Origin of the sequence: Variovorax sp. WDL1 (genome assembly GCF_001541225.1) — a bacterium.
Taxonomy (GTDB): Bacteria; Pseudomonadota; Gammaproteobacteria; order Burkholderiales; family Burkholderiaceae_C; genus Variovorax.
The window spans coordinates 21,599-45,267 of record NZ_LMTS01000076.1; the positions used below are offsets into that span (position 1 = coordinate 21,599).

The 23,669-nt window shown below is 67.8% G+C and carries 28 protein-coding genes and 1 pseudogene; 12 read left to right on the forward strand and 17 right to left on the reverse strand.

Annotated elements, in window-relative coordinates:
• The first annotated feature begins 102 nt into the window (after nt 1-102).
• The 3 genes from minC to minE are packed head-to-tail and all read left to right on the forward strand — an operon-like array spanning nt 103 to nt 2,014.
• The gene (gene minC / locus APY03_RS10670; protein ID WP_068676590.1) at nt 103-858 is read left to right on the forward strand and encodes a septum site-determining protein MinC; all 756 of its coding nucleotides are present in this window, start codon (nt 103-105) and stop codon (nt 856-858) included.
• 59 nt (nt 859-917) lie between these two features.
• Complete coding sequence (gene minD / locus APY03_RS10675) at nt 918-1,733, forward strand: septum site-determining protein MinD (protein ID WP_068676592.1); 816 nt, start codon at nt 918-920, stop codon at nt 1,731-1,733.
• A gap of 2 nt (nt 1,734-1,735) precedes the next feature.
• Complete coding sequence (gene minE, locus APY03_RS10680) at nt 1,736-2,014, forward strand: cell division topological specificity factor MinE (protein ID WP_068676594.1); 279 nt, start codon at nt 1,736-1,738, stop codon at nt 2,012-2,014.
• Here minE and APY03_RS10685 read toward each other — a convergent pair.
• Nucleotides 1,971-2,948: an alpha/beta hydrolase gene (locus tag APY03_RS10685; RefSeq protein WP_068676708.1), complete on the reverse strand. Its 978-nt coding sequence runs from the start codon at nt 2,946-2,948 to the stop codon at nt 1,971-1,973. The two genes, minE and APY03_RS10685, sit on opposite strands and share 44 nt — an antisense overlap.
• A 203-nt stretch (nt 2,949-3,151) precedes the next feature.
• Nucleotides 3,152-3,754, reverse strand: a complete 603-nt coding sequence (locus tag APY03_RS10690) for a TetR/AcrR family transcriptional regulator (protein ID WP_068676596.1) — start codon at nt 3,752-3,754, stop codon at nt 3,152-3,154.
• Between the two features lie 120 nt (nt 3,755-3,874).
• On the opposite strand from APY03_RS10690, the gene phaP reads away from it, so the two are divergent.
• Together phaP and APY03_RS43565 are read left to right on the forward strand one after the other, a co-directional pair.
• Nucleotides 3,875-4,366, forward strand: coding sequence for a TIGR01841 family phasin (gene phaP / locus APY03_RS10695; protein ID WP_068676598.1), 492 nt, complete (start codon nt 3,875-3,877; stop codon nt 4,364-4,366).
• A gap of 223 nt (nt 4,367-4,589) precedes the next feature.
• Nucleotides 4,590-4,736 carry a hypothetical protein gene (locus APY03_RS43565; RefSeq protein WP_232324224.1) on the forward strand — a complete coding sequence of 49 codons (147 nt, stop codon included), beginning with the start codon at nt 4,590-4,592 and terminating at the stop codon, nt 4,734-4,736.
• A gap of 6 nt (nt 4,737-4,742) precedes the next feature.
• On the opposite strand, the gene APY03_RS10705 is transcribed toward APY03_RS43565, so the two are convergent.
• The 3 genes from APY03_RS10705 to APY03_RS10715 all read right to left on the reverse strand — a co-directional run bounded on the left by APY03_RS10705 (nt 4,743) and on the right by APY03_RS10715 (nt 6,219).
• On the reverse strand, nt 4,743-5,144 hold the full coding sequence (locus APY03_RS10705; RefSeq protein WP_068676601.1) for an RcnB family protein: 402 nt from the start codon (nt 5,142-5,144) through the stop codon (nt 4,743-4,745).
• A gap of 122 nt (nt 5,145-5,266) precedes the next feature.
• On the reverse strand, nt 5,267-5,620 hold the full coding sequence (locus tag APY03_RS10710) for a hypothetical protein (protein WP_068676603.1): 354 nt from the start codon (nt 5,618-5,620) through the stop codon (nt 5,267-5,269).
• Between the two features lie 26 nt (nt 5,621-5,646).
• Nucleotides 5,647-6,219: a cob(I)yrinic acid a,c-diamide adenosyltransferase gene (locus APY03_RS10715; RefSeq protein WP_068676605.1), complete on the reverse strand. Its 573-nt coding sequence runs from the start codon at nt 6,217-6,219 to the stop codon at nt 5,647-5,649.
• A 58-nt stretch (nt 6,220-6,277) separates the two neighbouring features.
• Between APY03_RS10715 and APY03_RS10720 the strand changes: the two genes are divergently transcribed.
• Complete coding sequence (locus APY03_RS10720) at nt 6,278-7,702, forward strand: FAD-binding oxidoreductase (RefSeq protein ID WP_068676607.1); 1,425 nt, start codon at nt 6,278-6,280, stop codon at nt 7,700-7,702.
• Between the two features lie 44 nt (nt 7,703-7,746).
• Here APY03_RS10720 and APY03_RS10725 read toward each other — a convergent pair whose 3' ends face one another.
• From APY03_RS10725 to APY03_RS10765, 9 genes are all read right to left on the reverse strand, one after another.
• Entirely contained in the window at nt 7,747-8,640 is an 894-nt protein-coding gene (locus APY03_RS10725; RefSeq protein WP_068676609.1) for a CsgG/HfaB family protein, read from the reverse strand.
• A gap of 118 nt (nt 8,641-8,758) precedes the next feature.
• Nucleotides 8,759-9,700: a ParB/RepB/Spo0J family partition protein gene (locus APY03_RS10730; RefSeq protein WP_068676711.1), complete on the reverse strand. Its 942-nt coding sequence runs from the start codon at nt 9,698-9,700 to the stop codon at nt 8,759-8,761.
• Nucleotides 9,701-9,705: 5 nt separating this feature from the next.
• Nucleotides 9,706-10,248, reverse strand: coding sequence for an RBBP9/YdeN family alpha/beta hydrolase (locus APY03_RS10735; protein ID WP_068676612.1), 543 nt, complete (start codon nt 10,246-10,248; stop codon nt 9,706-9,708).
• Nucleotides 10,249-10,284: 36 nt separating this feature from the next.
• Nucleotides 10,285-11,133, reverse strand: coding sequence for a ParA family protein (locus tag APY03_RS10740; RefSeq protein ID WP_068676614.1), 849 nt, complete (start codon nt 11,131-11,133; stop codon nt 10,285-10,287).
• A gap of 1 nt (nt 11,134) precedes the next feature.
• On the reverse strand, nt 11,135-11,749 hold the full coding sequence (locus APY03_RS10745) for a LysE family transporter (protein ID WP_068676616.1): 615 nt from the start codon (nt 11,747-11,749) through the stop codon (nt 11,135-11,137).
• 59 nt (nt 11,750-11,808) lie between these two features.
• Nucleotides 11,809-12,447 carry a 16S rRNA (guanine(527)-N(7))-methyltransferase RsmG gene (rsmG, locus tag APY03_RS10750; protein ID WP_068676617.1) on the reverse strand — a complete coding sequence of 213 codons (639 nt, stop codon included), beginning with the start codon at nt 12,445-12,447 and terminating at the stop codon, nt 11,809-11,811.
• Entirely contained in the window at nt 12,444-14,393 is a 1,950-nt protein-coding gene (mnmG, locus tag APY03_RS10755; RefSeq protein ID WP_068676619.1) for a tRNA uridine-5-carboxymethylaminomethyl(34) synthesis enzyme MnmG, read from the reverse strand. Before mnmG ends, rsmG begins: the two co-directional genes overlap by 4 nt.
• Nucleotides 14,394-14,542: 149 nt before the next feature.
• Nucleotides 14,543-15,457, reverse strand: a complete 915-nt coding sequence (locus tag APY03_RS10760) for a transglutaminase-like domain-containing protein (protein WP_068676621.1) — start codon at nt 15,455-15,457, stop codon at nt 14,543-14,545.
• Between the two features lie 24 nt (nt 15,458-15,481).
• The gene (locus APY03_RS10765; protein WP_068676623.1) at nt 15,482-15,667 is read right to left on the reverse strand and encodes a DUF1328 family protein; all 186 of its coding nucleotides are present in this window, start codon (nt 15,665-15,667) and stop codon (nt 15,482-15,484) included.
• Nucleotides 15,668-15,850: 183 nt separating this feature from the next.
• Between APY03_RS10765 and gstA the strand changes: the two genes are divergently transcribed.
• Entirely contained in the window at nt 15,851-16,459 is a 609-nt protein-coding gene (gstA, locus tag APY03_RS10770) for a glutathione transferase GstA (RefSeq protein WP_068676625.1), read from the forward strand.
• A gap of 14 nt (nt 16,460-16,473) precedes the next feature.
• On the opposite strand, the gene APY03_RS10775 is transcribed toward gstA, so the two are convergent.
• Nucleotides 16,474-17,685, reverse strand: a complete 1,212-nt coding sequence (locus APY03_RS10775) for a YbfB/YjiJ family MFS transporter (protein WP_068676627.1) — start codon at nt 17,683-17,685, stop codon at nt 16,474-16,476.
• 114 nt (nt 17,686-17,799) lie between these two features.
• On the opposite strand from APY03_RS10775, the gene APY03_RS10780 reads away from it, so the two are divergent.
• From APY03_RS10780 to APY03_RS10790, 3 genes are all read left to right on the forward strand, one after another.
• Nucleotides 17,800-18,903 (forward strand): alkene reductase, encoded by a 1,104-nt coding sequence (locus tag APY03_RS10780; protein ID WP_068676629.1) that lies wholly within the window; start codon nt 17,800-17,802, stop codon nt 18,901-18,903.
• A 160-nt stretch (nt 18,904-19,063) separates the two neighbouring features.
• The gene (locus APY03_RS10785; RefSeq protein ID WP_068676631.1) at nt 19,064-19,258 is read left to right on the forward strand and encodes a heavy-metal-associated domain-containing protein; all 195 of its coding nucleotides are present in this window, start codon (nt 19,064-19,066) and stop codon (nt 19,256-19,258) included.
• A gap of 114 nt (nt 19,259-19,372) precedes the next feature.
• Nucleotides 19,373-20,146, forward strand: coding sequence for a TIGR04325 family methyltransferase (locus APY03_RS10790; protein ID WP_068676633.1), 774 nt, complete (start codon nt 19,373-19,375; stop codon nt 20,144-20,146).
• A 33-nt stretch (nt 20,147-20,179) separates the two neighbouring features.
• On the opposite strand, the gene APY03_RS10795 is transcribed toward APY03_RS10790, so the two are convergent.
• Nucleotides 20,180-21,106 (reverse strand): YcjF family protein, encoded by a 927-nt coding sequence (locus tag APY03_RS10795; protein ID WP_068676635.1) that lies wholly within the window; start codon nt 21,104-21,106, stop codon nt 20,180-20,182.
• 80 nt (nt 21,107-21,186) lie between these two features.
• On the opposite strand from APY03_RS10795, the gene creB reads away from it, so the two are divergent.
• Together creB and creC are read left to right on the forward strand one after the other, a co-directional pair.
• Nucleotides 21,187-21,966 carry a two-component system response regulator CreB gene (gene creB, locus APY03_RS10800; protein WP_068676712.1) on the forward strand — a complete coding sequence of 260 codons (780 nt, stop codon included), beginning with the start codon at nt 21,187-21,189 and terminating at the stop codon, nt 21,964-21,966.
• Nucleotides 21,963-23,402, forward strand: coding sequence for a two-component system sensor histidine kinase CreC (creC, locus tag APY03_RS10805; RefSeq protein WP_068676637.1), 1,440 nt, complete (start codon nt 21,963-21,965; stop codon nt 23,400-23,402). The genes creB and creC overlap by 4 nt, the downstream gene beginning before the upstream one ends.
• A gap of 12 nt (nt 23,403-23,414) precedes the next feature.
• Here the strand turns inward: creC and APY03_RS43570 are convergent.
• A pseudogene (locus APY03_RS43570) lies at nt 23,415-23,669 on the reverse strand (penicillin-binding protein); the annotation flags it as partial.

Genomic DNA, 23,669 nt, shown 5'->3' on the forward strand with positions numbered 1-23,669 from the left:
CCCGTGCAAGAAGTGTTGTGCCCGGTCATCTTTCCGGGAAGCATCGACAGGTTGCCCGCCACTCCCCGTTAGACTCCAACGCTTTTCGCACCCACGTTTTCCATGGCAGATGCATCCGCCGCGCGCACCCGAGCGGTTTTCGAATTCAAGAGCGCGACGCTTCCGCTGATCGCCGTGATCCTCAAGACCGCGGACCTGGGCGTGCTGGCCGAGGCGCTGGACGCTCAACTCGCCGATTCCCCCGATTTCTTCGACCAGGAGCCGGTCGTCATCGACCTCTCGCAGCTGGAGCAGAGCGATGCGGCGGCGGGCCTCGATTTCGCAGCGCTGCGCGCGCTGCTGGCGCGCCACCAGACGCAGCCGGTCGCGGTACGCGGCGGCAGCGATGGGCAGAACGCCGCGGCGCGCGCCGCCGGCCTGTCGGTAACCGCGATGCCCGTGCCGCCTTCCCCGAGCCCGCGGCCGGCCCCGCCGCCGGCCGAGGCACCCCAGCCCCAGATCGTGCGCGAGGTGCCGGTGCCGGCGAATGGCACGCTGGTGATCGACAAGCCGCTGCGTTCGGGCCAGCAGGTGTACGCGCGCGGCGGCGACGTGGTGGTGACCGCGGTGGTCAGCTTCGGCGCCGAGGTGATCGCGGACGGCAACGTGCACGTCTACGCGCCGCTGCGCGGCAAGGCGATCGCGGGTGCGCGCGGCAACACCGAGGCACGCATCTTCACCACCTGCATGGAGGCGCAACTGGTCGCGATCGCGGGCATCTACCGCACCGCGGAAGTCGCGCTGCCGGCGGAGGTCGCGGGCAAGGCGGCGCAGATCTCGCTGGACGGAAAGAAGATCGTGATGAGCGCCATCGAATGAAGCGCCCATCCGCGCGCATGCGCACACCTGAACAAACGAAACAGAAGAGAAGGATTCGAATGGCCAAGATTGTGGTGGTGACCTCGGGCAAGGGTGGTGTCGGCAAGACGACCACGAGCGCGAGCTTTGCATCGGGGCTCGCACTCGCGGGCAAGAAGACGGCCGTGATCGACTTCGACGTCGGCCTGCGCAACCTGGACCTGATCATGGGCTGCGAGCGACGGGTGGTCTACGACCTGATCAACGTGATCCAGGGCGAGGCCAACCTGAGCCAGGCGCTGATCAAGGACAAGCAGTGCGACAACCTGTTCGTGCTGGCCGCCTCGCAGACGCGCGACAAGGATGCGCTCAAGCAGGAGGGCGTCGAGAAGATCCTCAACGAGCTCAGCGAGCAGGGCTTCGACTACATCGTGTGCGACTCGCCCGCGGGCATCGAGACCGGCGCCCTGATGGCGATGCACTTCGCCGACGAGGCGCTGATCGTGACCAACCCCGAGGTTTCCTCGGTTCGCGATTCCGACCGCATCCTCGGCATGCTCGGCTCCAAGACCAAGCGGGCCAAGGAAGGCGGCGAACCCGTCAAGGAGCATCTGCTGATCACGCGCTACAACCCCAACCGGGTGGCCGGCGGGCAGATGCTGTCGCTGGAGGACATCCAGGACATCCTGCGCATCAAGCTGATCGGGGTGATCCCGGAGTCCGAGAGCGTGCTGCAGGCTTCCAACCAGGGCATCCCCGCGATCCACGACAAGGAGACCGAAGTGGCCCAGGCCTACAGCGACGTGGTGGCACGCTTCCTCGGCGAAGACAGGCCCATGCGCTTCGTCGAGGCCGAGAAGCCCAGCTTCTTCAAGCGCTTCTTCGGGGGGAGGTAAGCATGTCCTTTTTCTCGTTCCTGCTGGGCGAAAAGAAGAAGACGGCGAGCGTCGCGAAGGAGCGCCTGCAGATCATCCTCGCGCACGAGCGCAGCAGCCTGAGCGGCAAGCGCCGGCCCGACTACCTGCCGGAGCTGCAGCGCGAGCTGATCGCGGTGATCTCCAAGTACGTGTCGATCAAGGCCGAGGACATCAAGGTCCACCTGGAGAAGCAGGACGACCTCGAGGTGCTCGAAGTCAAGATCGAGCTGCCGGACGGGGCTGCGCTGGCGGCGCGCTGAGCGCGCCGCCGATCACGCCCGTCGAAACGAAGTCGGCCACCTGCTGCAGCACCGCGGGCTCCCGCAGGATGCGGCGGTGGCCCAGCGCCTGTGTCGCGATGAGCTGCGCGCCGGCGATGGCATCGCGGTAGGCCACGCCGTCTGCGAAGCGGTTGACGCGGTCGTCGCGGTCGTGCACCACCAGCGTCGGCTGGGCGATGCGCGGGCCGACGGCGGCAGGCTCCAGCAGCGGCATGAGGATGGCCTCGCGCGCCTCGATCCGGTGCTGCATGGCGGCGCGCGTGCGCTCGCTGAGGCCGAAGACATGCGCGAAGTAGCGGGTGAAGGCATGCGGTGACGCGGGCGGCGCCAGGAGGACCAGCCGCTCAGCGCGCAGGCCGCGACTGGCCGCATAGGCCAACGCGTTCGCGCCCAGCGAGTGGGCCGCGATGGCCTTGAGCGCGGACCCCTCCAGCGCCAGCCGTGCCGCCACGTAGTCGATGGCTCGCGCGAACTGCGGCAGGTTGCTGACCGTGCCGGCGCTGCGTCCGTGGGCCGGCATTTCCAGCAGCAACGGGGCGAAGCCGGCGGCGATCAGGGTCTGCGCCAGTGGGAGCATCTGGCCTGCGTGGCCGCCCCAGCCATGGACGAGCAGCACGCGCGGTGCCTCGGGCGGCGCGACATCGGGCGTGTAGAGACCGAGGCTCGTCTTCTCGAAAGCCCAGGCCTGGCGTTGCCATCCGGCGTCGGGGCCGTGGCGGCGGTTGAGCCACTTGAGCGGCAGCGGGGTGCCGAAGAGGCGATAGGCGGCGCGCACGCCGAGCGAGGGCCAGGCGCGCTGCGATGCGGCCAGGCCCAGCCGCAGGGCGCGCATCCACGGGCTGGCGCCGTAGTAGTTGGAGGCCGCGGCCGAGGGAGCGGCAGCGGTTGAGGTGGTGGACGTGGAGGTCGGCATCGTGGATTCCGCGGTCTTCAATACCAGACCCAGTCGTCGTTGCTTTGCGGCAGGCTGCGAACGGTGTCGAGCACCGTACGCGCGCCCAGCCCCAGCAGGCAGGCCCCCAGGAACAACAGAGCGATGAGCATGGCTTTCTCCTTATCGCACGGTTGTGCGAAATATGAACGAACGAAGTTGAAGGGCGATTGCAGGCATGGAACTCACGCCCGGTAACTGGCAAGCAAGCGCTGCCAGGTGAGCTGGGCGCGGTCTGCAGCGCGCGTGTCGCGCAGGAAGCGTGCGTCGTGCAGCAGGGACATGATCAGGCCATTGATCTCGCTGACGAGTTGCGCGGGATCGGTATCGGCTCGCAGCTCCCCGGTCTCGATGGCCTGCTGCACGGTGCGGCGCAGGGCGGCGCGCCAGCGCGTGACCTCCTCGACCAGCACGTTGCGCAGCTCCCCCTCGCGGTCGTCGAACTCGAAGGCGCCGGCGGTGTAGATGCAGCCGGTCTCGGTTTCGACGTCACGGGTGCGCACGATCCAGCGGCAGACGATCTCGTCCAGCCGCGCGAGTCCCTTGGGCTTCTGCATTGCAGGCACGAACACGTCGGCCAGGAAGCGGCGACCGTATTCCTCGATCACGGCCTTCTGCAGCGCCTCGCGCGAACCCACCCGTGAGAACACCCCGCTCTTGGACAGGCCCAGCCGCGTAGCCACGGCCTGCAGGGTGATGGCCTCGAGACCCTCGGCCGAGGCGAGATCCATCGCCGCGCCGACGATGGCGGTGCGGGTCAGCTCGCTCTTCTGGGTCTTGGCATCCATCCATCCAATTTAGCACACACGTGCGAAAATGCAAGACGGAAAGAATTGGGGCGTTTGCGGCTTCCATCCGGCAGGGGTGTGGGCGTATCGTGGCGGCTCCAACACAACCCGGAGACACGCATGGCAACCAGCAGCAAGACGAGCAGTACGGCCGGCGCCAGAAAGGCGGGACCGACGGCCGCGGACGATGTCCAGGAGGCCTTCATCAAGCCGCTCAAGGGCATGGCCGAGCGCTTGCAGAACCTTCCGCTGGCCGGCGCTGCCGGCACCATTGTCGAAAGCGGGCGCAAGGACCTGCAGGCGCTGATGGAGGCGAACCAGAAGTCCTATCAAGGGCTGCAGGACGTGGTGGCGCGTCAAACCGAGATGCTGAAGGCGTCGATCGTCGAATGGCAGGGGGCGGTGAAGGGCATGTCGCCCGCCGAGCCGCGCGAGAACCTCGCCAAGCTGGACGCCCTGGGCAAGGCGGCCTTCAAGCAGGCGCTCGACGACATCCGGGAGTTGTCGGAGCTGGCAGCCAAGTCGCAGGCCGAGGCCTTCGACATCGTGAGCCAGCGCATCCGTGACAACGTGGACGAGGTCAGCAAACTGCTGAAGGCGCCCCGGAAGTAGGGTCCGCCGCTGCCGGGCAGCGCGCGCCAGCCTGCGGTTTCTGCGAAAAAGGTCCGTGACGGCGTTCGCAGGAAGCGTACATTGGTCTCTTTCGTCTGCGATCGGAGCGATTTTGGCCAAGGCATCGACTTCTCTTCCCACGCGCAATCTTTCCCCCGCGGCAGCCGATCGGGCCACCGCGAGGGAAAGACTGCGGCAGGCCCTGCCCGCCACGGTCAATCTCTTGAAGCAGCGCCAGGCCGATCAGATCGCCCCTGCGGACATCGAGGCCTACGTGGCGCTCAATTGGCTCGAGTGGCACGGCGGCGGGTTGCGGCTCACCATCACCGGGCGCAACGTGTGCGCCCAGACCGCCGCCACCACCGCCTGACCGGGCTCAGTTCGAGGCTATGATCTGGGCGATCAGCCCGGTCGCGATCGCCGCCAGCACCAGGTTGCCGTCCGCGCTCACCCAGTGATAGCCGCTGGGCGGCGCCTGCACCCGATGGGCGCGCCAGTCGCTGACCTCGTGGTAGTGGCCGCGGTAGGTCGGCGGCAGGTAGCCGCCGCGACGCCAGGCGCGACGGTCGTCCCAGCGGCGATGGTCGTTGTCCCGTGCTTGCCAATGCCCGCGGCGGTCGTGATCCCGATCGAGCCGTTGCGAATGGCGCCGGCCGTCGTCGTCGTGACGGCCGCGATGACCGTAGCCGTCGTCCCGAGCCAGCGCGCTGCCGGCCATGCCGAGCGCCAGCACGGCTGCGACGATGCTTGTACGGGTCTTGATGCGCTTGTTGTTCATTGCAACTCCTTCAGTGCGTTGGAACATGGGTGCAGTGTGGAACGCCCATGTATCGCCGCAACGCGCCCGCGGTGTGGCAGGCATGAAGGGTGTAAGCGCGGGTAAAGACCCCCGAGCCATATTCAGGGCGCGTTGCCCTGCGGCCCGACCGCCGGTTGCGCGCCGCGACCCTGCCCGCCGGGGAGCTTGCGGGCCAGCGATTCGCCGAAGTTGCGAATGGGCCGGCTGGCGCGTTCGGAGGCGTTACCGATGCCGCGGCGCGCGGCCGAGTCGGCATGGTCGATGCCGCGGCCCGTTGCATCGGAGCCGCGCTGGATACCGCCCAGGACCTTCCCGTTCTGCGGCGGCGCCTTGAGCGTATGGGCGCGCTGCGCCGTGGGTGGATCGTTGGCGTTCTGCGCGGATGCGGCCATCGGCAGCGCGAGCCAGGCCGCGAGCGCCGCGGCGTGGCCGCACGAGAGAGGCTGGATGGGCATGTGTCGGTCTCCTGGATCGGGGTCTTTCATTCGTCGGCGTCGGCGGCGCGCGCCAGCCGCTCGCTCTTCCAATACACGTCGTCGCCACCGTCCACGCGATTGAGCACGCGTGCGAGCACGAACAGCAGGTCGCTCAGGCGGTTGAGGTATTGGCGCGGCGCCTCGTTGAGCTCCGCCTCGGCACCGAGGGCGACCACCGCGCGCTCCGCACGCCGTGCGACGGTACGGCACACATGCGCCTGCGCCGCCGCGCGCGTGCCCGCAGGCAGGATGAACTCGGCCAGCCGCGGCAGCGCCGCATTGTGTTCGGCCAGAGCGCTGTCGAGTTGCAGCAGCGCATCGGCCTTCAGCAGCGTGAAACCGGGCATCGACAGCTCGCCGCCCAGGTTGAAGAGCTGGTGCTGCACGTCGACCAGCAGCTCGCGCAGCCCCGCCGGCATCGGCTCGCACAACAGCAGGCCGATGTGCGAGTTGAGCTCGTCCACATCGCCCATCGCTTGCACGCGCCGATGGTCCTTGGGGACGCGCGTGTTGTCGCCGAGGCCGGTGGTGCCGTCGTCGCCGGTGCGCGTGGCGATCTGCGTGAGTCGGTTGCCCATGTCGCTGTCTTCGTGGAAGGTGGTTCGTAGAATGGTAGCCCCCTCTGGAGACCCGCCGATGAACGCGCCCACCGCCCTCGCCCATCTCACCCCCGCCATTGCGCTGCGCGACGTGCCGGACGCATTGCTCCAGGCGCTGAAGGCGCGCTTCGGCGAGCAGTGCTCGACCGCACTGGCGGTGCGCACTCAGCACGGCCGTGACGAGTCCTCCTTCGATGCGCCGCCGCCCGCGGCCGTGGTCTTCGCCGAGACCACGCAGGACGTGGCAGACGCGGTGAAGCTCGCAAGCGGGTACAGCGTGCCGGTGATCCCCTTCGGCGTCGGCTCCTCGCTCGAAGGCCACCTGCTCGCGGTGCAGGGCGGCATCAGCATCGACGTGAGCCGCATGAACCGCGTGCTCTCTGTCAACGCCGAGGATCTCACGGTCACGGTGGAGCCCGGCGTCACGCGCAAGCAGCTCAACGAGGAGATCAAGAGCACGGGCCTGTTCTTCCCCATCGACCCCGGCGCCGATGCCTCGATCGGCGGCATGACCGCCACGCGCGCCAGCGGAACGAACGCGGTGCGCTACGGCACCATGCGCGAGAACGTGCTCGCGCTCGAGGTCGTCACCGCCAGCGGCGAGGTGATCCGCACCGGCACCCGCGCGAAGAAGTCATCGGCCGGCTATGACCTCACGCGGCTCTTCGTCGGCAGCGAGGGCACGCTGGGCGTGGTGACGGAAGTCACCTTGCGGCTGTACCCCCTGCCCGAGGCGGTGTCGGCCGCGATCTGCTCCTTCCCGAGCATCGAGGCCGCGGTGCGCACCACCATCGAGATCATCCAGCTGGGCGTGCCGATCGCACGCGTGGAACTGATCGACGTGAACACGGTGCGCATGGTGAATGCGTACTCCAAACTGGCGCTGCGCGAGGAGCCGATGCTGCTGATGGAGTTCCACGGTTCACCGGCCGGCGTCAAGGAGCAGGCCGAGACGGTGCAGGAGCTGGCCAGCGGCCACGGCGGCAAGGCCTTCGAGTGGGCCAGCACGCCGGAGGAACGCACGCGGCTATGGACCGCGCGGCACAACAGCTACTTCGCGGCGGTCCAGTCGCGCCCCGGTTGCCGCGTGATCTCGACCGACACCTGCGTGCCGATCTCGCGGCTGGCGGACTGCCTGCTCGAATCCGTGGCCGAGGCCGATGCGAGCGGCATCCCCTACTTCCTCGTCGGCCACGTGGGCGACGGCAATTTCCACTTCGGCTATCTGCTCGACCCGAATGCGCCCGAGGAGCGCGTGACCGCCGAGAAGCTCAACCACGCGCTGGTCTCGCGCGCGCTGGCGCTCGAAGGCACCTGCACCGGCGAGCACGGCGTAGGGCTGCACAAGATGGAGTTCCTGGTGAACGAGGCCGGCGTCGGGGCCATCGACATGATGCGGACCATCAAGCGCGCGCTCGACCCCAGGAACATCATGAACCCGGGGAAGATCTTCAGCCTCTGAGGCGGGGTACCGGGATCGGACATCCGGCTCCCGCGCCCCCTGACCTACTTTCTGCGACGCGCCGGGGCCCGCTCCGCCGGTGCCGAGGTCTGCGACGGGGCCGCGCCGCCGTCGACACCCAGCCGTCCGCCGCCACCCAGGCCCTGGCCCTGCACCGTCTGCGCCTTGTAGTTGCGCAGCGAGACGACCATCTGGTTGAAAGCGTCCATGAAGGCGGCGCTGATCACCTTGCCCTGCGCCGTATTGGTGTAGCCGCCCAGGCCACCTGCGCCGCCGCTGCCGAAGACCGAGCCGAAGGCACCGAAGTCGGTCTTGGAGGCGCTGCCCTCGGAGGCGGCGACCTGCACGCCCGAGCGGTTGTCGATCAAGGTCAGCAGCGCGCTGGCTTCCTTGGTCTGGAGATTGCCACCCACTGCGGCCAGCACGCCGCTGTAGCGCCCGCCCACCAGGCCGCCGAGCGATCCGCCCAGGCCGCCGGCATTGTTGTTGCTGAAGACGATCTCGGGCGACAGGCCATAGTCCGAGGCCACCATCTGCCCGCGGCCGAAGTTGCTGCCCTGGCGCATCTCGCCCGAGGCCATCAGGTCGCGCTCGCGCGACATGGCATTCATGCCGGCCGCGCCGCGCTCCACCACCACGAAGCAGTTGGACTGCTGCACCAGCAGGCGCAGCAGGTTCGCGGTGGGCGGCAGGCGGTATTCGTTGCGCAGGATGGTGTACCAGCCGGCCGACTGGTTCTCGATCAGCGAGACAGTGCCCAGCGGGGAGGCGCAGCGCTCGAGCGCGCTGCTGGTGTTGGCCGAGGCGCTGCCGGCAGCGCTGCCGGTGGCCACCGTCTTTGCGCTCTGGCTGCCCATCTGCATGTCGGTGGTCTGGCAACCGGTCAGGAAAAGCGCGCCCACGGCGACGGTAACGAGCGAAAGACGGGCGGTATTCATGGTCGGATTCCCCTCAGAGTACTTTCAGGTTATAGGTTAGAAAAAGTAACCGGCAGAGCATAGGCGTAAAGCAAGCCCCGGACAACCGTCCGGAAGCTAGGACTTCCCAACTTCGCAACTAGGCCGTTTGGCGGATGCGGTCGATCAGGCCATTGAGGGCCTCGAGTGATCCGAAGTGGATGGCGAGTTCGCCGCTCTGCTCGACCCGGCCGCCGCGCTTGCTGCGCTTCTTGATGCGCACTTCGACCTCGGCCGCAAGCAGGTCCGCGAGTTCCTCCTCGACGCGCTGCAGATCGCGCGACTTGTCCGCTCCGCCGCGCCGCACGGGCGGCCGCAGGCTGAACTCGGCGCTCAGCTTCTTGACCAGCGCCTCGGTCTCGCGCACTGAGAGCTTCTTGGCAGCGATCTGGTTGGCCGCGGTGATCTGGGTGCCCTTATCGAGCGACAGGAGGGCGCGCGCATGACCCATGTCGAGATCGCCCGCCATGAGCATGGCCTGGGCAGGTTCGGCCAGGTTCAGCAGGCGCAGCAGGTTGCTGGCGGCGCTGCGCGAACGGCCGACAGCCTGCGCCGCAGACTCGTGAGTGAGCCCAAACTCGGCGACGAGGCGTTGCAGGCCTTGGGCTTCTTCCAAAGGGTTGAGGTCTTCGCGCTGGATGTTTTCGATCAGCGACATGGCGGCAGCGGCTTCGTTCGGCACATCGCGCACGAGCACGGGCACGCTGTCGAGGCCTGCCAGCTTGGCAGCACGGAAGCGCCGCTCGCCGGCGATGATCTCGAACTCGGCGTTCTTGGCGCGCGAGGCGTCGCCATCGAGGCGCCGCACCAGGATGGGCTGCATGATGCCTTGCGCCTTGATGCTCTCGGCCAACTCGTAGAGCGCGCCCTCGTCCATCCGCGTTCGCGGCTGGTAGACGCCGGGGACCATCTGGTCCAGGTTCAGGGTGGTCGGGTTGGGCGGCGCGGCATCGTCGTTGGCCGAGCTGTCGGGGCCGGTGAAGGTGGGCCCGAGCAGGGCTTCGAGTCCGCGGCCGAGGCCCTTGGGTTTCTTGGTGGCCATCGAGGTCATTCTTCTTTCAGGAGTTCGTTCAGCAATTGCCGGCCTTCGGGCCAGTCGCCCAAGCCGGATTCGCCGTTGAGGTGGCCGCGCGGACCGGCCTCGTGGTAGCGGGCGCCCCAATCGCGCGCCATTTCGCGGGAGCGTTCGGCGCTGCAGTAGGGATCGTCATCAGCTGCGATCATCAGCGCGCGGAAAGGCAGGCGCTCGCGCACGATCGGCGCCCAGCCGGGGATCATCTGGCGTAGGTCGTCGCGTTCCAGATCGCCCGGGGCAACCAGGAACGCGGCCTGCACCTTGTGGATATTGCGCGAATGTGCGGCCCAGGCGGCCACGAGGATGCATCCCAGGCTGTGCGCGACCAGGGCCACTCGGCCGGGCGCCGCCAGCACCTCTTCCTCGAGGCGGGTGGTCCAGTCGCCGCGCAGCGGCCGCATCCATTCATGCTGGTCGACGCGTCGGTCGCCATGGATCGCCTCCCACCGGCTTTGCCAGTGCGGCGGGTCGCTGTTCTGCCAACCGGGCAGCAACAGGATGGTTGGCATGGGCATCTGCTGCAATTTTGATAGCACAAGGGGCAGCTGCGCTCAGGCCGCGTTCGGGTCCTGCATGGCGACGGGTGGCGCATCCATCGGTACGGGCGCGGGCGCGGCGCCTGCGAGCGCACTCGCAGGCGGCATCTTCCGCACCAGTTCCTCCGCGAAGGCGATGAAGGCCTGGCTGCCGCGCGCTCCCGGATCGAAGATAACGCCCGGCAAGCCATAGCTGGGCGCCTCCGCGAGGCGCACATTGCGTGGGATCACGGTATCGAACACCTTGTCGCCGAAATGCGCCTTGAGCTGCTCGCTGACCTGCTGCTGCAGAGTGATGCGGGGATCGAACATCACGCGCAGGAGGCCGATGATCTGCAGGTTCTTGTTGAGATTGGCGTGCACCTGCTTGATGGTGTTCACCAGGTCTGTCAGCCCTTCGAGTGCGAAGTACTCGCACTGCATGGGCACGATCACCCCGTGCGCGGAGCACAGGCCGTTGAGCGTCAGGAGGCTGAGGCTGGGCGGGCAGTCGATCAGGATGAAGTCGTACTCGGCGCCGACGGTCGCCAGCGCCGTGCGCAGCCGCTTCTCGCGGCGGTCGAGTGTCACCATCTCGACCTCGGCGCCCGCCAGTTCGCGGTTGGCGCCCAGCACGTCGTACCCGCACTTTTCGGATCTCACCCGCGCTTCGGCTACGGAGGCCGACTCGAGCAGCACGTCATAGACCGTGGTTTCCAGCTGGCGCTTGTCGATTCCGGAACCCATGGTGGCGTTGCCTTGCGGGTCCAGGTCGATCATCAGGACCCGCTGCCCCACCTTGGCCAAGCCGGCAGCGAGATTGACTGCGGTCGTGGTCTTGCCCACGCCACCCTTCTGGTTCGCGATGCAGAAGATCTTCGCCATGCTACTGAGAGGCCGCGAGTTTCGCACCGAAGCCAATCAGGAAGACGCCGGCCAGCTTTTCCAGGAGGACCTTGATACGGGGATTGGCACGCAAACGCTCCGCCAGGAAGTGCGTGAGCAGCGTTGCGCCGAGGCAATAGGCGAAGGTCAACGCCGCGATCGTCAGGGCCATGACGCCGAACGTCAGCAGGCCTTGATGGCGGGCCGGGTCGACGAAGAGCGGGAAGAAGGCCATGTAGAAGACGATGGCCTTCGGATTCAGCAGTGTGATCATCAACGCCTGCCGAAAATACTGCCGAGGACGGATGTTGAGAACTGGCGCGGCGCCCGGCTTGGCGATCAGCATCCGGAATCCCAGCCAGGCAAGGTACGCAGCACCCAGCCACTGCACCGCCTTGAAGGCCGGCGGGTAGGCGGTCAGCAACGCAGCGACCCCGGCCACGGCAGCCCACATCAGGATTTGATCGCCGGCGATCAGGCCGAAGGCGGCCGCCAGCCCGCCGCGGATGCCGCCCTTGCCGGTGGAAGTGATGATGGCCAGATTGCCCGGCCCGGGGATCGCCAGAAAAATGATGATGGCGACAACGAACGCGCCGTAGTCAGCGATGCCGAACATGGATTTGCCTCGGAAAGGGAGGCTTCGAGTCTAAGCGAGGTCGATCGAGCCGAGGTCGCTCAAGCCGGCTGTTTTCGCGCCCAGACGATGCAGCGGTCGGCTTCCAGGCCGGGAACGCGCAGTTGTTCCACGTGAAACACCTCGACCTCGGCCGGCACTTGAGAAAGTTCCTCGCGTGGCATCTTGCCTTTCATGGCCAGCCAAAGGCCGCCGGGCGCGAGCAAATGCTTCGATCCTGCAAAGAAGTCGGCCAAGGAGGCGAAGGCGCGCGAACTGATCAAGTCGAAGCAACCAGCCAGTGACTCCACCCTGCCATGTACGCCGCGCAAGTTCGGCAGGCCGAGTTCCGCTGCCACTTGCTGGACGAACGCCGCCTTCTTGGCCACCGCGTCCAGGCATGTGACTGTGATGTCCTCGCGCAAGATCGCGATCACCACGCCAGGCAACCCCGCACCGGCACCCACGTCGAGCAGCCCTGCCCTTTCCGGCCACTCACGAGCCAATGGCCGAATGACCGACAGGCTATCGAGCAGGTGATGGGTCAGGACGCTCTTCGGGTCGCGCAGCGCGGTCAGGTTGTAGACCTTGTTCCACTTCAGGATGAGCGCGGCGTAGGCCAGGAGCTGTTCGCATTGGCGGTGATTCAGGCTCACGCCGAGCGTTGCGGCGCCCTCGCGCAACTCCCGATCGGAACTCATTCGCTGACTTGCTGCGACTCGGCCGCCGCATTCGGTGCGAAGGCGCGGTGTCCGCCCTTGCGTAAATGGATCATCAGCAGCGAGATGGCCGCCGGCGTCACTCCCGAAATTCGAGAAGCGAGCCCGAGGGTTTCAGGTCGGTGCTTGGCGAGCTTCTGGCGTACCTCGAAGCTGAGCGCCTTGACTTGGCCATAGTCCAGATCGGCGGGCAGCCTGAGATTCTCGAAATGCGCAGCCCGCTCAACTTCATCGTGTTGCCGATCGATGTACCCCGCATATTTCGCGGCGATCTCGATCTGCTCGATCTCGGGTCCGCCCAGCGGTTCGGTCAACGCATATTTGCCGCCATCCAGTGACATCAAAGACGCATAGTCCACATCGGGTCGCCGCAGGAGATCGCCGAGGTTGTACTCGCGCTCGATCGCTTTGCCGAGAACGCGCTCCGACTCGCTCGCCGGCAGGTTGCGAGGATTTACCCAGATCGAACGCAGCCGCTCTGTTTCACGTGAAACAAGATCGCGCTTGCGGGAGAAAGCATCCCAGCGCGCATCGTCCACCAAGCCCAGCTTGCGGCCCGCCTCCGTGAGCCGCATGTCGGCGTTGTCCTCCCTCAGCTGCAGCCGGAACTCGGCGCGGCTGGTGAACATGCGGTAGGGCTCAGTCACACCCTTGGTGATCAGGTCGTCGACCAGGACGCCCAGGTAGGCCTCGTCGCGGCGCGGCAGCCAAGGCGCCTCGCCTCGGCAAGACAGTGCCGCGTTGATTCCCGCGAAGAGCCCCTGGGCCGCGGCCTCTTCATAGCCGGTGGTCCCGTTGATCTGCCCAGCGAAGAAAAGCCCTTGAATGACGCGCGTCTCGAAGCTGCTTTTGAGCCCGCGCGGATCGAAGTAGTCGTACTCGATCGCATAGCCGGGCCGCAGGATGTGCGCGTTCTCCAGCCCGGCCATGGAACGGACAAGCCGGTACTGGATATCGAAAGGCAGACTGGTCGAGATGCCGTTCGGGTAGTACTCGTTGGTTGTCAGCCCTTCAGGCTCCAGGAAGATCTGGTGGCTTTCCTTGTCGGCAAAGCGGTTGATCTTGTCCTCCACGCTCGGGCAGTAGCGCGGCCCCACGCCGTCGATCTTGCCCGTGAACATCGGGCTGCGGTCGAAGCCGGAGCGGATGATTTCGTGCGTCCTGGCATTCGTGTTGGTGATCCAGCATGGCATCTGCTGCGGATGCATGTCCGTCCGGCCCATGAAGCTGAAGACAGGCATCGGCCCTGCCCCGCCCGGCATGCCGTCCCCCGGCTGCTCGACGCATTTGGAGAAATCGATGCTGCGACCGTCGAGCCGCGGCGGCGTGCCAGTCTTGAGCCGGCCCTGCGGCAGCTTCAGCTCCTTCAGCCGAGCCGAAAGAGTGACCGCCGGCGGGTCACCCGCCCGGCCCGCCTGGTAGTTGTCCAGGCCGACATGAATCCGGCCATCGAGAAACGTCCCGGCCGTCAGTACCACGGTGCGCGACCTGAAGGCGATGCCCACCTGCGTCACCGCGCCCACTACCCGGTCGCCTTCGATCATCAGGTCGTCGACCGCCTGCTGGAAGAGCGAAAGATTCGGCTGATTCTCCAGCCGCCGCCGGATCGCCGCCTTGTAGAGCACCCGGTCGGCCTGCGCACGCGTCGCCCGCACTGCCGGCCCCTTGCTCGAGTTGAGGATGCGGAACTGGATGCCCGCCTCGTCCGTTGCGATCGCCATCGCGCCCCCGAGCGCATCGACTTCCTTGACCAGATGGCCCTTGCCGATGCCGCCGATCGACGGGTTGCAGCTCATCTGTCCCAGCGTCTCGATGTTGTGGGTGAGCAGCAGCGTGCGGGCGCCCATGCGCGCTGAAGCCAGCGCAGCCTCGGTGCCGGCATGGCCACCGCCGACGACGATGACATCGAATTCTTCGGGATACAGCATTGGGGAGGGGCGCACTTGCGCGTGCGCTTGCGGAAAGGGGGATCGATTTTAATCGCCCAGGCCGCGCCCATAGGCCCGCAGGGGACAAGGCGGCGGGCCGCTGCTCGAGCTGCGAAAGCGCCCGCTACCGCACTCGATTGCTATCGAATTTATAGCGCCTGCGCAGCAGCGGGCGCCTGCAGCAGAGACATGGACGCCGCCGCCACCGGCACGGGCTTCTCGATGCCCACCAGTTGCCCACTCGGCGCTGGCCCGGCAGGGACTACGAGGCGCTCGTCCTGCACCTCTTGCACGCTCAACGCTTTGCCGGTCATGCGAACGGGCCCGAAGAAGGTACAGAAGGCCACATCCTTGGCATCCGCGCCGGTGCCCACCCGCACCAGCCGGTCCGGCGGCGCCATGCGCGTCGGGTCGAACAGCACCCACTGCCCGCCAAGCCAGGCCTCGAACACCGCATGGAAATCCTGCGGCGGCTCGTCGAACCAGACATAGCCCACCACCAAGCGCGCCGGGATGTTGAGCGCGCGGCAGAAGGTGATGCCCAGGTGCGCGAAATCGCGGCACACCCCCGCGCGCTCGACGAACACCTCTCGCGCGGTGGTAGTCGAATTGCTGCTGCCCGGCTCGTAGGTGATGCTGTCGTGAATCCAATCGGCGATCGCCTGCACACGTCCAATGCCCGGCGGCAAGTCACCGAAGAGCTGCTGCGCGCATCGCGACATCAGGTCCGACTCGCAGTAGCGGCTGGGCATCAGGTAGCGGAGCAACTCGTGCGGCACCTGGTTCACCGGAAGCTCCGCGAGTTCGGCCGGCACCAGCACGTGGGCCCGCTGGACCTGCGCCCGGTAGGAGATCTTCAGCGGCCCCGCCGGCGCATCGAAGCGGACGAAGCGGTTGCCGCTGATCTCATCGCAGAACGTCTCGCGCTGCACGGCAGGCTCGATCACGAGCTCCTCGCTGGCCACGGCCTGAGCGCCGCTGCGCGCGGCCTCGATGTTGAACACCAGGTGCGAGGGCGCTTCCACCTCATAGTCGAGCACGGCTTCCACGTTCGATGCATGCATATTCCTCCTCCCGCCGTGGCGTCGTCAGTCCAGGGCTTTTTTCGCGGCGCCGATGCCCAGCGCCGCCAGCACCAGGAACAGCACGGCCAGGATCAGGAACAGGCCGAACAGCAGCTTGGCGATGCCGGCCGCGCCCGCGGCAATGCCGCCGAAACCGAGTGCACCCGCTATCAGCGAGACGATCGCGAAGATGATGGCGTACTTCAACATGGAGGAGCTCCTTCGATCGCGGCCCCTGCCGCGGCGCATCGCAGGATAAGAAAGCACGCTCGCCGCACCGATAGTCGGCCCGCCCGTGGCCCCGTAGGACAAAAACGCCGCCACCACCGGAACCGCTAGCATCCGCTCTTCACTCATGATCGCGTTCCTCAACATTCCACAGGAGTCTTTCGCATGAAGCTGTATTACTCGCCGGGCGCCTGCTCGCTCTCACCGCACATCGCGCTGCGCGAAGCCGGCATCGCCTTCGAGCCCGTGCTCGCCAGCACCAAGAGCCACAAGCTGAAGGACGGCACCGACTACTACGGCATCAACCCGCTCGGCTATGTGCCGATGCTCGAGCTCGACGACGGCACGCGCCTGCGAGAAGGCCCGGCCATCGTGCAGTACATCGCCGATCTGGCCCCCACCAAGAACCTCGCCCCCGCCGCCGGCACGCTGTCGCGCTATCGGCTACAGGAGTGGCTCACCTTCATCGGCACCGAGATCCACAAGACCTACTCGCCCTTCTTCAACCCCGCCATGCCCGAGGAGGCGAAAGCTGTCTTCAAGAGCAAGCTGGAATCGCGCTACGAGTGGCTCAACCGCGAGCTCCAGGGCAAGGAATACCTGATGGGCGAACACTTCACCGTCGCTGACGGCTACCTGTTCACCGTCACCAACTGGGCCAAGCCCGTGGGCATGGACCTGTCGCCCTACCCGAACGTGCAAGCCTGGCATGCGCGCGTCGGCGCCCGGCCCAACGTGCAGGAGGCGCTCAAGGCCGAGGGCCTCGCCAAGTAAGGCGCGCGGCGTCCTCAGCGGCCGAGCGGCCGCTGTCGCCACGCCAGCGCAGCGCCGATCCACAGCGCCGCGGCCGAGGCCAGGAGGCCGCTCGCCAGGCCGCCCGAGCCGTCGGAGATCCAGCCCGTCACCGTCGGCCCCACGATCTGTCCCAGCGCGAAGATGATGGTGAAGGCGCTGATGCCGGCCACCCATTGCGCCTCCGGCAGGTTGTGCCGCACCAGCGCTGTGGTGGAGGACACCACCGACAGGAAGACCCCGCCGAACAGCAGTCCCGACAGCAGCGTCACGGGCCAGGCCGCGCTGAGCACCGGCAGCACCGTCGCCAGCCCCAGCAGCGCGTTGAGGACGGCCTGCGGCGCCCCGCCGCGAGAGCGATCCAGCAGCCCCGCCCAGAGCCGCGCCGACGCCACGCAGGCGATGCCGAGCAGTGCGTAAAAGGCCGTGATGTACCCTGGGCTCGAGCCCTGCTCGCGCAGCAGCGCGATCACGAAGGTCATGTAGCCGATGTAGCCCATCCCGAACATGGCGTAGCCTGCCAGCGCCCAGCCGAGACGATGCACGCCGCCGCGCCGCACCGCGGCCGACGGCGACGCCGCAGCGCCTGGGGCCGCATCGGCAGGCATGGCGCGTGCCGCAACACCGAGCATCGCCGTTGCCGCCATGCACGCCAGCGCCAGCGCCCACCAGGCCCAGGCCCAGCCATGCGCCTGCCCGGCCGCGGCCCGCAGCACCGGCGGCACGAGCAGCGCCGACAGGGTGATGCCGAAGCCCGTACCTCCGTAGTAAAACCCCAGCAGCAGCCCGGCGCGTTCCGGCTGCAGCGCACCAAGGCGCGCGGCAAGCAATCCGCCGGCGACGAAGACCCAGGCGCTCGCGACGCCGGCCAGCAGCCGTTGCGCCAGCAGCGCCGGCGCGGAGGTGAAGAAGCCGCTGGCTCCCATGAAGATGCTGGCCAGCACCGCGCCGCCGACCAGCAGCCGCAGCGGCCCGTAGCGCCTGATCAACGCCGGCGTCATCAGCGCACCCAGCAGGTAGCCGGCGGCGTTGGCGGTGTTCATGCCGCCGGCCAGTGCGTAGCTCCAGCCCAGGTCGGCGCGCATCGGCGGCAAGAGCAGCCCGTAGGAAAAGCGCGTGATGCCCAGCGACACCGCAGCTCCCAGGGACAGCGCGAGCGCAAGGCGCAGGGCTCGGGCGGGCGTGAGCGTGGCGGCGAGGGTCGTCATCGGGCACGGCCATTTTGCGGCATGCACTACCAGCAAAACGACAACCCCGCGACAGCATGGCCGTGCGCATCGGATTACCGTCGGGTGCGTTCCGTCACAACAAAAGGAAAAAGGATGCCCTCCCTTTTCGATCCGATCCAGGCCGGCGATCTGAAGCTCGCCAACCGCGTCGTCATGGCGCCGCTCACGCGCAACCGTTCGCCCAACGCGGTGCCGCCCTCCATCGCCGCCACCTACTATGCGCAGCGCGCCGCCGCCGGCCTGCTGATCACCGAAGCCACCGCCATCAGCCACCAGGGGCAGGGCTACGCGGACGTGCCGGGCCTCTACAGCACGCAGCAGCTCCAGGCCTGGAAGCGCGTCACCGATGCCGTCCATGCCGAGGGCGGCAAGATCGTCGTGCAGCTGTGGCACGTCGGCCGGGTCTCGCACAACGAGCTGCAGCCCGGCGGCGGCAAGCCGGTCGCTCCGTCGGCCATCGCGGCCAAGACCAAGACGGTGCTGATCAAGAACGGCGTACCCACCTTCGTAGAGACTTCCGAGCCGCGCGCCCTCGATGCGGGCGAACTGCCCGGCATCGTCCACGCCTATGCGGCAGCCGCCCGCAATGCGGTGGAAACCGCCGGCTTCGACGGCGTCGAGATCCATGCCGCGAACGGCTACCTGCTCGACCAGTTCCTCAAGACCAGCAGCAACCATCGCAGCGACGACTACGGCGGCAGCATCGAGAACCGCGCCCGCCTGCTGCTCGAGGTGGCACGGGCGGTGGTCGGCGCGGTCGGCGGCGGCATCGCCGGCATCCGGCTGTCGCCGGTCACTCCCGCCAACGACGTGCACGACGCGGACCCGCAGCCGCTCTTCGAATATGTCGTGAAACAGCTCGCGCCGCTGGGCCTTGCCTACGTCCACGTCATCGAAGGCGCCACCGGCGGGCCCCGCGAACTGGAGGACCGCCCCTTCGACTACGGGGCCCTCAAGGCCGCCTATCGGGCCGCGGGCGGACGGGCCGCCTGGATGGTGAACAACGGCTACGACAAGCCGCTGGCCGAAGCCGCCCTGAGGGAGGGCGACGACCTCGTGGCCTTCGGCAAGCCCTTCATCTCCAACCCCGACCTGGTGCGCCGGCTGCGCGACGACGCGCCGCTCAATCCCTGGGACAAAAGCACCTTCTACGGCGGAGGCGAGAAGGGCTACATCGACTATCCGGCGCTGGCCTGAGCGTGGGTCGCGGATGGCGCGCCGAATGCCACCCTGGCCCTCGGCCCGCGTCGAGCAGCACGGCATCGATGGTGCTGCTCCCGCCAACAGGGTGGTTCACTTGACATTGACATCGTGGCAAAGTTGACACTCTCCCTTCAACCCCCATGAAGGAGCAACGATGAGTCAGAAATTCCAGGTGTCGGGCATGAGCTGCAACCACTGCGTCAGCGCGGTCCAGAATGCGGTGCAGGCTGTGGATCCGAAGGCGCAGGTCACGGTGGACCTTGAAACCGGCCATGTCGACGTGCTGAGCACGCAGCCGCGCCAGGACATCGTCCTGGCGATCGAGAATGCGGGCTACCGGGTCGAGTAGCCGCCGCCCGACGGCCGCGTGCCGCGCCTCGTCCGGTTTTGAGGTTGAATACTTTTGTTTCAAAGTGCAAAATGCGCGATGCAATTGCATTCAACACAAAGGCAAAGGGCCCCCATGCTTACGAGTCTTCTCCCCCCCTCGGTCCGTGAAGCTGCCTATCGCCGCAAGTTCCTGGAGAACCGCGAGGAGAACCTCTTCATGGGTTCCTTCGAGAGCTTCGCCGCCGCCGAGGCCGGTGCGCCGGCCACCAAGGCCGTCGGCTACGACAACGCCCCCGCCGATGCCTTCTACAGCCATCAGGTCGCCCACTACGACTATCCCGGCCTGTTCTGGATCGGCCGCGCGCTGGACGACGGTATGCGCAGCATCTTCGACCTCGGCGGCCATGTCGGCATCAAGTACTACGCTTTTCGCCGCATGCTGAATTACCCGGCCGGCCTGCGCTGGACGGTCTGCGACGTGCCCACCGTGGTCCAGACCGGGCGGGAGCTTGCGGTGAAGCGCGAAGCCACCGCGCAGCTGAGCTTCAGCACCGACTTCCGCGATGCGAGCGGCTATGACGTGCTCTACGCCTCCGGCAGCCTGCAGTACCTGCCGCAGCGCATCTCCGAGATCATCGCCGCGCTGCCGGCGAAGCCGAGGCGCATCGTGCTGAACACCACCGCCGTGCATCCGGAGCGCACGCTCTACACGCTCAACAGCATCGGCTTCGCGGTCTGCCCCTACCGCATCCAGCACCATGACCAGTTGCTGGCCGAGCTGGCAGCTTCCGGCTACAAGCGGCGCGATGCGTGGCGCAACGAGGGCAAGGCGATCGAGGTGCCCTTCGTCGAAGGCGGCGACAAGCCTTTCTACGCGGGCTGCTGCTTCGACCTGCACCCGGCCTGAAGCGGCGGCCCGGCGCGGCGCCCGCCCTGGACGTCAGGCGCCGCGCACCATCGCCAGCACCTTGCCGGCGTCGAGTGTGCGGGCCTTTTCCTGGATCTGCGGCAGGTAGCGCGTCTGCAGGCCCTGCGCCTCCTGCGTCACGCTCGCGAACGCCTCCTTCAGCATCTGCGTCGACAGCGTGCGTCCGCCCGCGTAATAGCGCTTCGCCACGTGGCCCAGCGCGTAGGTGCTCGCGAAGCTCATGCCCGAGCTGACGGCCTGCTTGCCCAGGCCGCCCAGCAGCCCGCCGCCCACCCTGCCGAGCAATCCGCCCAGAAGCTTGCGGCCGGCCTGCTCGAGGTACTGCGAGGTCAGGCCGACGCCGACGGTGGCGAGGAAGTCCTTCACATGGCCGCTGTCGAGCTCGAAGCCGTGGGCCTTGCCGATGCGATACACCAGCTTCATCTGCAGCGGGATGATGGCCATGGTCGAGAGGGTCTCGGGCAACAGCTCCAGCGCGCCGTTCAGGATCGCGGCGTTGAGGATGGCCTGGTCCAGCGCGGCACCGTCGACGGCTGGAGCCGCCGCCGCGGAGGGCGCAAGCGGCACGGATGCGATCTCCTCGGCCTGCTGCGCAAACTGTGTCGCGGCTGGCGTATCCAGCCCGAGCGCCGTGCGGGCATCGGCAAGGAACAGGCGCTCGGCCTGCGACTGCGTGCCGTCGGCGTCGCACACGCACACGGCCATCTCGTAGGCCAGCTGCCGCGCGTCGGCGCTTTTCAGCTCGCCTGCCACCGAGGCCAGCGACACGCGCTTCATCAGCACGTCCTGGTAGAGCGTGGGCAGCTGCACGCCATCGGCCTGCGACAGGCCCTCGGCAATCCGCTTGATCTCGGCGCGCTCGCGCTCGTGCTTCTCGCCGTCGACGAAGGCCGCCAGCAGGCTCAGGCTCACGATGGCCCGGGTTTCGGAAGGGGTCACGGTCTGGGTCTTTCGGAATGGAAAAGGCCCTGTTCGTTCGCCTCGGCGCGCAAAGGTTCCGGACCGCTACCATCCGCCCCATGCTCTCGCACCCACGGATCCTGATCGCCGAAGACGAGTCCGGCATCGCCGATACCCTGCAGTACGTGCTCCGGACCGACGGCTTCGTGCCCATCTGGTGCGCCACGGCCGAGGAAGCCATCGCCCAGTTCGCGGCCGACCCGCCCGCGCTCGCCATCCTGGACGTGGGCCTGCCCGACATGAACGGCTTCGAGCTCTTCAAGCGGCTGCAGGCGCTCAATCGCGAGCAGGGAGGCGCCGAGGTGCCGATGCTCTTCCTCACCGCGCGCAGCGACGAGATCGACCGCGTCGTGGGCCTCGAGCTGGGCGCCGACGACTACGTGGCCAAGCCCTTCTCGCCGCGCGAGCTGGTGGCGCGCGTGCGCACCATCCTGCGCCGCAGCGGGCGCGGCAACGGGCATCCGATGGCCAGCCCTGGGCCAGCTGCGTCCGCGGGACATGCGGCACCCGCGGCACCCGCGAGCGGTGCATCGGCCTCGCCCTTCGCCCTCGATGCCGAGCGCATGCAGATCCGCTACTACGGCCGCCTGCTCGAGCTCTCGCGCTACGAGTACGGGCTGCTCAGGCTGCTGGTGCAGCGCCCGGGCCGCGTGTTCACGCGCGACGAGCTGCTCGAGCTCGTGTGGGACGACGCCAGCGAGAGCTTCGACCGCACGGTCGATGCCCACGTCAAGACCCTGCGCGCCAAGCTGCGCGCCGTCGCGCCCGAGGTCGAGGCGATCCGCACGCTGCGCGGCACGGGCTACGCGCTCAATGAAGAGCTTCCATCCAGCGTGTGAGTAGACGAACCCGCATCTTTCTCGGCATCCTGCTGATCTATGCGGCGGGCATCGCCTTCCTGCTCTACCGCGTCGTCGCGGACATCGACCCGCGCTACCGCGAGTCGGCCGAGGAGTCGCTGGTGGAGGCCTCGCAGCTCATGGCCAGCCTGGTCGAACAGGATGTGATCGCCGGCGCGATCAACACCGCGCGGCTCGAGCCGCTGTTCCGCTCCGTCTACGCGCGCCAGTTCTCGGCCCAGATCTACAACCTGCACAAGAGCCGCGTGGAGCTGCGCGTCTACGTCACCGATCGCAGCGGCCGCGTGCTCTTCGATTCTCTGGGCCGCAGCACCGGCGCCGACTTCTCCCGATGGAGCGACGTCAGCCGCACCCTGGCCGGCCTGTACGGCGCTCGCACCTCGCGCGACATCGAGAGCGACCCGCTGACCTCGGTGATGTACGCCGCCGCCCCGGTGCGCTGGAACAACGAAATCGTCGGCGTGGTCAGCGTGGGCAAGCCGGTGCAGAGCTTCGGCCAGTTCGTGCAGGACGCGCGCGCCCGCACGCTGTGGGTGGGCGTGGGCTCGGCCTTCGCGCTGCTGGTGGGCGCGCTGATCGTCTCGGTCTGGCTGGTGCGGCCCTTCGGCCTGATCTCGGACTACTGGCGCTGGCTGCGCAACCAGCGCAGCTGGAGCCTCTCGCGCATGCTGCGCCGCGCGGTGGACACGCTGCGCAGCGGCTTCGGCGAAATGCGCGATGCGTTCACCGGCCGCAGCTACGTCGCCGACTACGTGCAGACCTTCACGCACGAGATCAAGAGCCCGCTGTCGGCGATCCGCGGCGCCGCAGAGCTGGTGCAGGAGCCCTCGATGCCGCAGGCCGAGCGCGAGCGCTTCCTCGCCAACATCACGCGCGAGACCCAGCGCATCCAGGAGATCGTGGACCGCATGATGGAGCTGACCGCGCTGGAGACCCAGCGCGCGCTGGACCGCAGCGAGACCCTTGCACTCGCGCCGCTGCTGCAGGAGGTGGCGGCCAGCGCGCAGGGCGCCGCGGCGGCGCGCGCGATCCGCCTGCACGTGGCCATCGACACAGAGGCCCATGTCGAGGGCGACCCCTTCCTGCTGCGGCGCGCGATCAGCAACCTGCTCGACAACGCGATCGACTTCTCGCCCGCAGGCGCCGAGGTCGCGCTGGCGCTGCATGCCGGCGCGCGCGAGGCCCGCATCACCGTGCGCGACCATGGCCGCGGCATTCCCGATTACGCCAAGGACAAGGTCTTCGAGAAGTTCTACTCGCTGGCGCGCCCGCACAGCCAGAAGAAGAGCACCGGCCTCGGGCTCGCCTTCGTGAAGGAGATCGCGGCACTGCACCGCGGGCGCATCGAGCTCGCGAACGCGCCGCGCGGCGGCGCGCTGGCCACGCTCACGCTGCCGCTGGCTTCGCCCGGGTGAGAAGGCCGCGCCTCAGCGGAACAGATCGAGGATGCTGCTGCGCTCTTGCGGCGTGGGCACGTCGCTGACGGGCACGCCGGCCAGCGTCTCGGCTGGTGCCACCATGCCCGCACCCGTTGCATCCACGCCCAGGCTCGCGATGCCGCGGCCCGGCGCGTAATCGTCGTAGTACCACTCGCCATCCACCTGCACCACGCCCGCCGGCACCGGCACGGGCGCCACCGGCACGCCCCGCAGCGCCGCCTGCATGTAGCCGGTCCAGATCGG

Bases quoted from the DNA above. Each gene is read 5' to 3' on its own strand.
- minC (WP_068676590.1), top strand. From the start codon at position 103: ATGGCAGATGCATCCGCCGCGCGCACCCGAGCGGTTTTCGAATTCAAG.
- minD (WP_068676592.1), top strand. From the start codon at position 918: ATGGCCAAGATTGTGGTGGTGACCTCGGGCAAGGGTGGTGTCGGCAAG.
- minE (WP_068676594.1), top strand. From the start codon at position 1,736: ATGTCCTTTTTCTCGTTCCTGCTGGGCGAAAAGAAGAAGACGGCGAGC.
- APY03_RS10685 (WP_068676708.1), bottom strand. From the start codon at position 2,948: ATGCCGACCTCCACGTCCACCACCTCAACCGCTGCCGCTCCCTCGGCC.
- APY03_RS10690 (WP_068676596.1), bottom strand. From the start codon at position 3,754: ATGGATGCCAAGACCCAGAAGAGCGAGCTGACCCGCACCGCCATCGTC.
- phaP (WP_068676598.1), top strand. From the start codon at position 3,875: ATGGCAACCAGCAGCAAGACGAGCAGTACGGCCGGCGCCAGAAAGGCG.
- APY03_RS10705 (WP_068676601.1), bottom strand. From the start codon at position 5,144: ATGAACAACAAGCGCATCAAGACCCGTACAAGCATCGTCGCAGCCGTG.
- APY03_RS10710 (WP_068676603.1), bottom strand. From the start codon at position 5,620: ATGCCCATCCAGCCTCTCTCGTGCGGCCACGCCGCGGCGCTCGCGGCC.
- APY03_RS10715 (WP_068676605.1), bottom strand. From the start codon at position 6,219: ATGGGCAACCGACTCACGCAGATCGCCACGCGCACCGGCGACGACGGC.
- APY03_RS10720 (WP_068676607.1), top strand. From the start codon at position 6,278: ATGAACGCGCCCACCGCCCTCGCCCATCTCACCCCCGCCATTGCGCTG.
- APY03_RS10725 (WP_068676609.1), bottom strand. From the start codon at position 8,640: ATGAATACCGCCCGTCTTTCGCTCGTTACCGTCGCCGTGGGCGCGCTT.
- APY03_RS10730 (WP_068676711.1), bottom strand. From the start codon at position 9,700: ATGGCCACCAAGAAACCCAAGGGCCTCGGCCGCGGACTCGAAGCCCTG.
- APY03_RS10735 (WP_068676612.1), bottom strand. From the start codon at position 10,248: ATGCCCATGCCAACCATCCTGTTGCTGCCCGGTTGGCAGAACAGCGAC.
- APY03_RS10740 (WP_068676614.1), bottom strand. From the start codon at position 11,133: ATGGCGAAGATCTTCTGCATCGCGAACCAGAAGGGTGGCGTGGGCAAG.
- APY03_RS10745 (WP_068676616.1), bottom strand. From the start codon at position 11,749: ATGTTCGGCATCGCTGACTACGGCGCGTTCGTTGTCGCCATCATCATT.
- rsmG (WP_068676617.1), bottom strand. From the start codon at position 12,447: ATGAGTTCCGATCGGGAGTTGCGCGAGGGCGCCGCAACGCTCGGCGTG.
- mnmG (WP_068676619.1), bottom strand. From the start codon at position 14,393: ATGCTGTATCCCGAAGAATTCGATGTCATCGTCGTCGGCGGTGGCCAT.
- APY03_RS10760 (WP_068676621.1), bottom strand. From the start codon at position 15,457: ATGCATGCATCGAACGTGGAAGCCGTGCTCGACTATGAGGTGGAAGCG.
- APY03_RS10765 (WP_068676623.1), bottom strand. From the start codon at position 15,667: ATGTTGAAGTACGCCATCATCTTCGCGATCGTCTCGCTGATAGCGGGT.
- gstA (WP_068676625.1), top strand. From the start codon at position 15,851: ATGAAGCTGTATTACTCGCCGGGCGCCTGCTCGCTCTCACCGCACATC.
- APY03_RS10775 (WP_068676627.1), bottom strand. From the start codon at position 17,685: ATGACGACCCTCGCCGCCACGCTCACGCCCGCCCGAGCCCTGCGCCTT.
- APY03_RS10780 (WP_068676629.1), top strand. From the start codon at position 17,800: ATGCCCTCCCTTTTCGATCCGATCCAGGCCGGCGATCTGAAGCTCGCC.
- APY03_RS10785 (WP_068676631.1), top strand. From the start codon at position 19,064: ATGAGTCAGAAATTCCAGGTGTCGGGCATGAGCTGCAACCACTGCGTC.
- APY03_RS10790 (WP_068676633.1), top strand. From the start codon at position 19,373: ATGCTTACGAGTCTTCTCCCCCCCTCGGTCCGTGAAGCTGCCTATCGC.
- creB (WP_068676712.1), top strand. From the start codon at position 21,187: ATGCTCTCGCACCCACGGATCCTGATCGCCGAAGACGAGTCCGGCATC.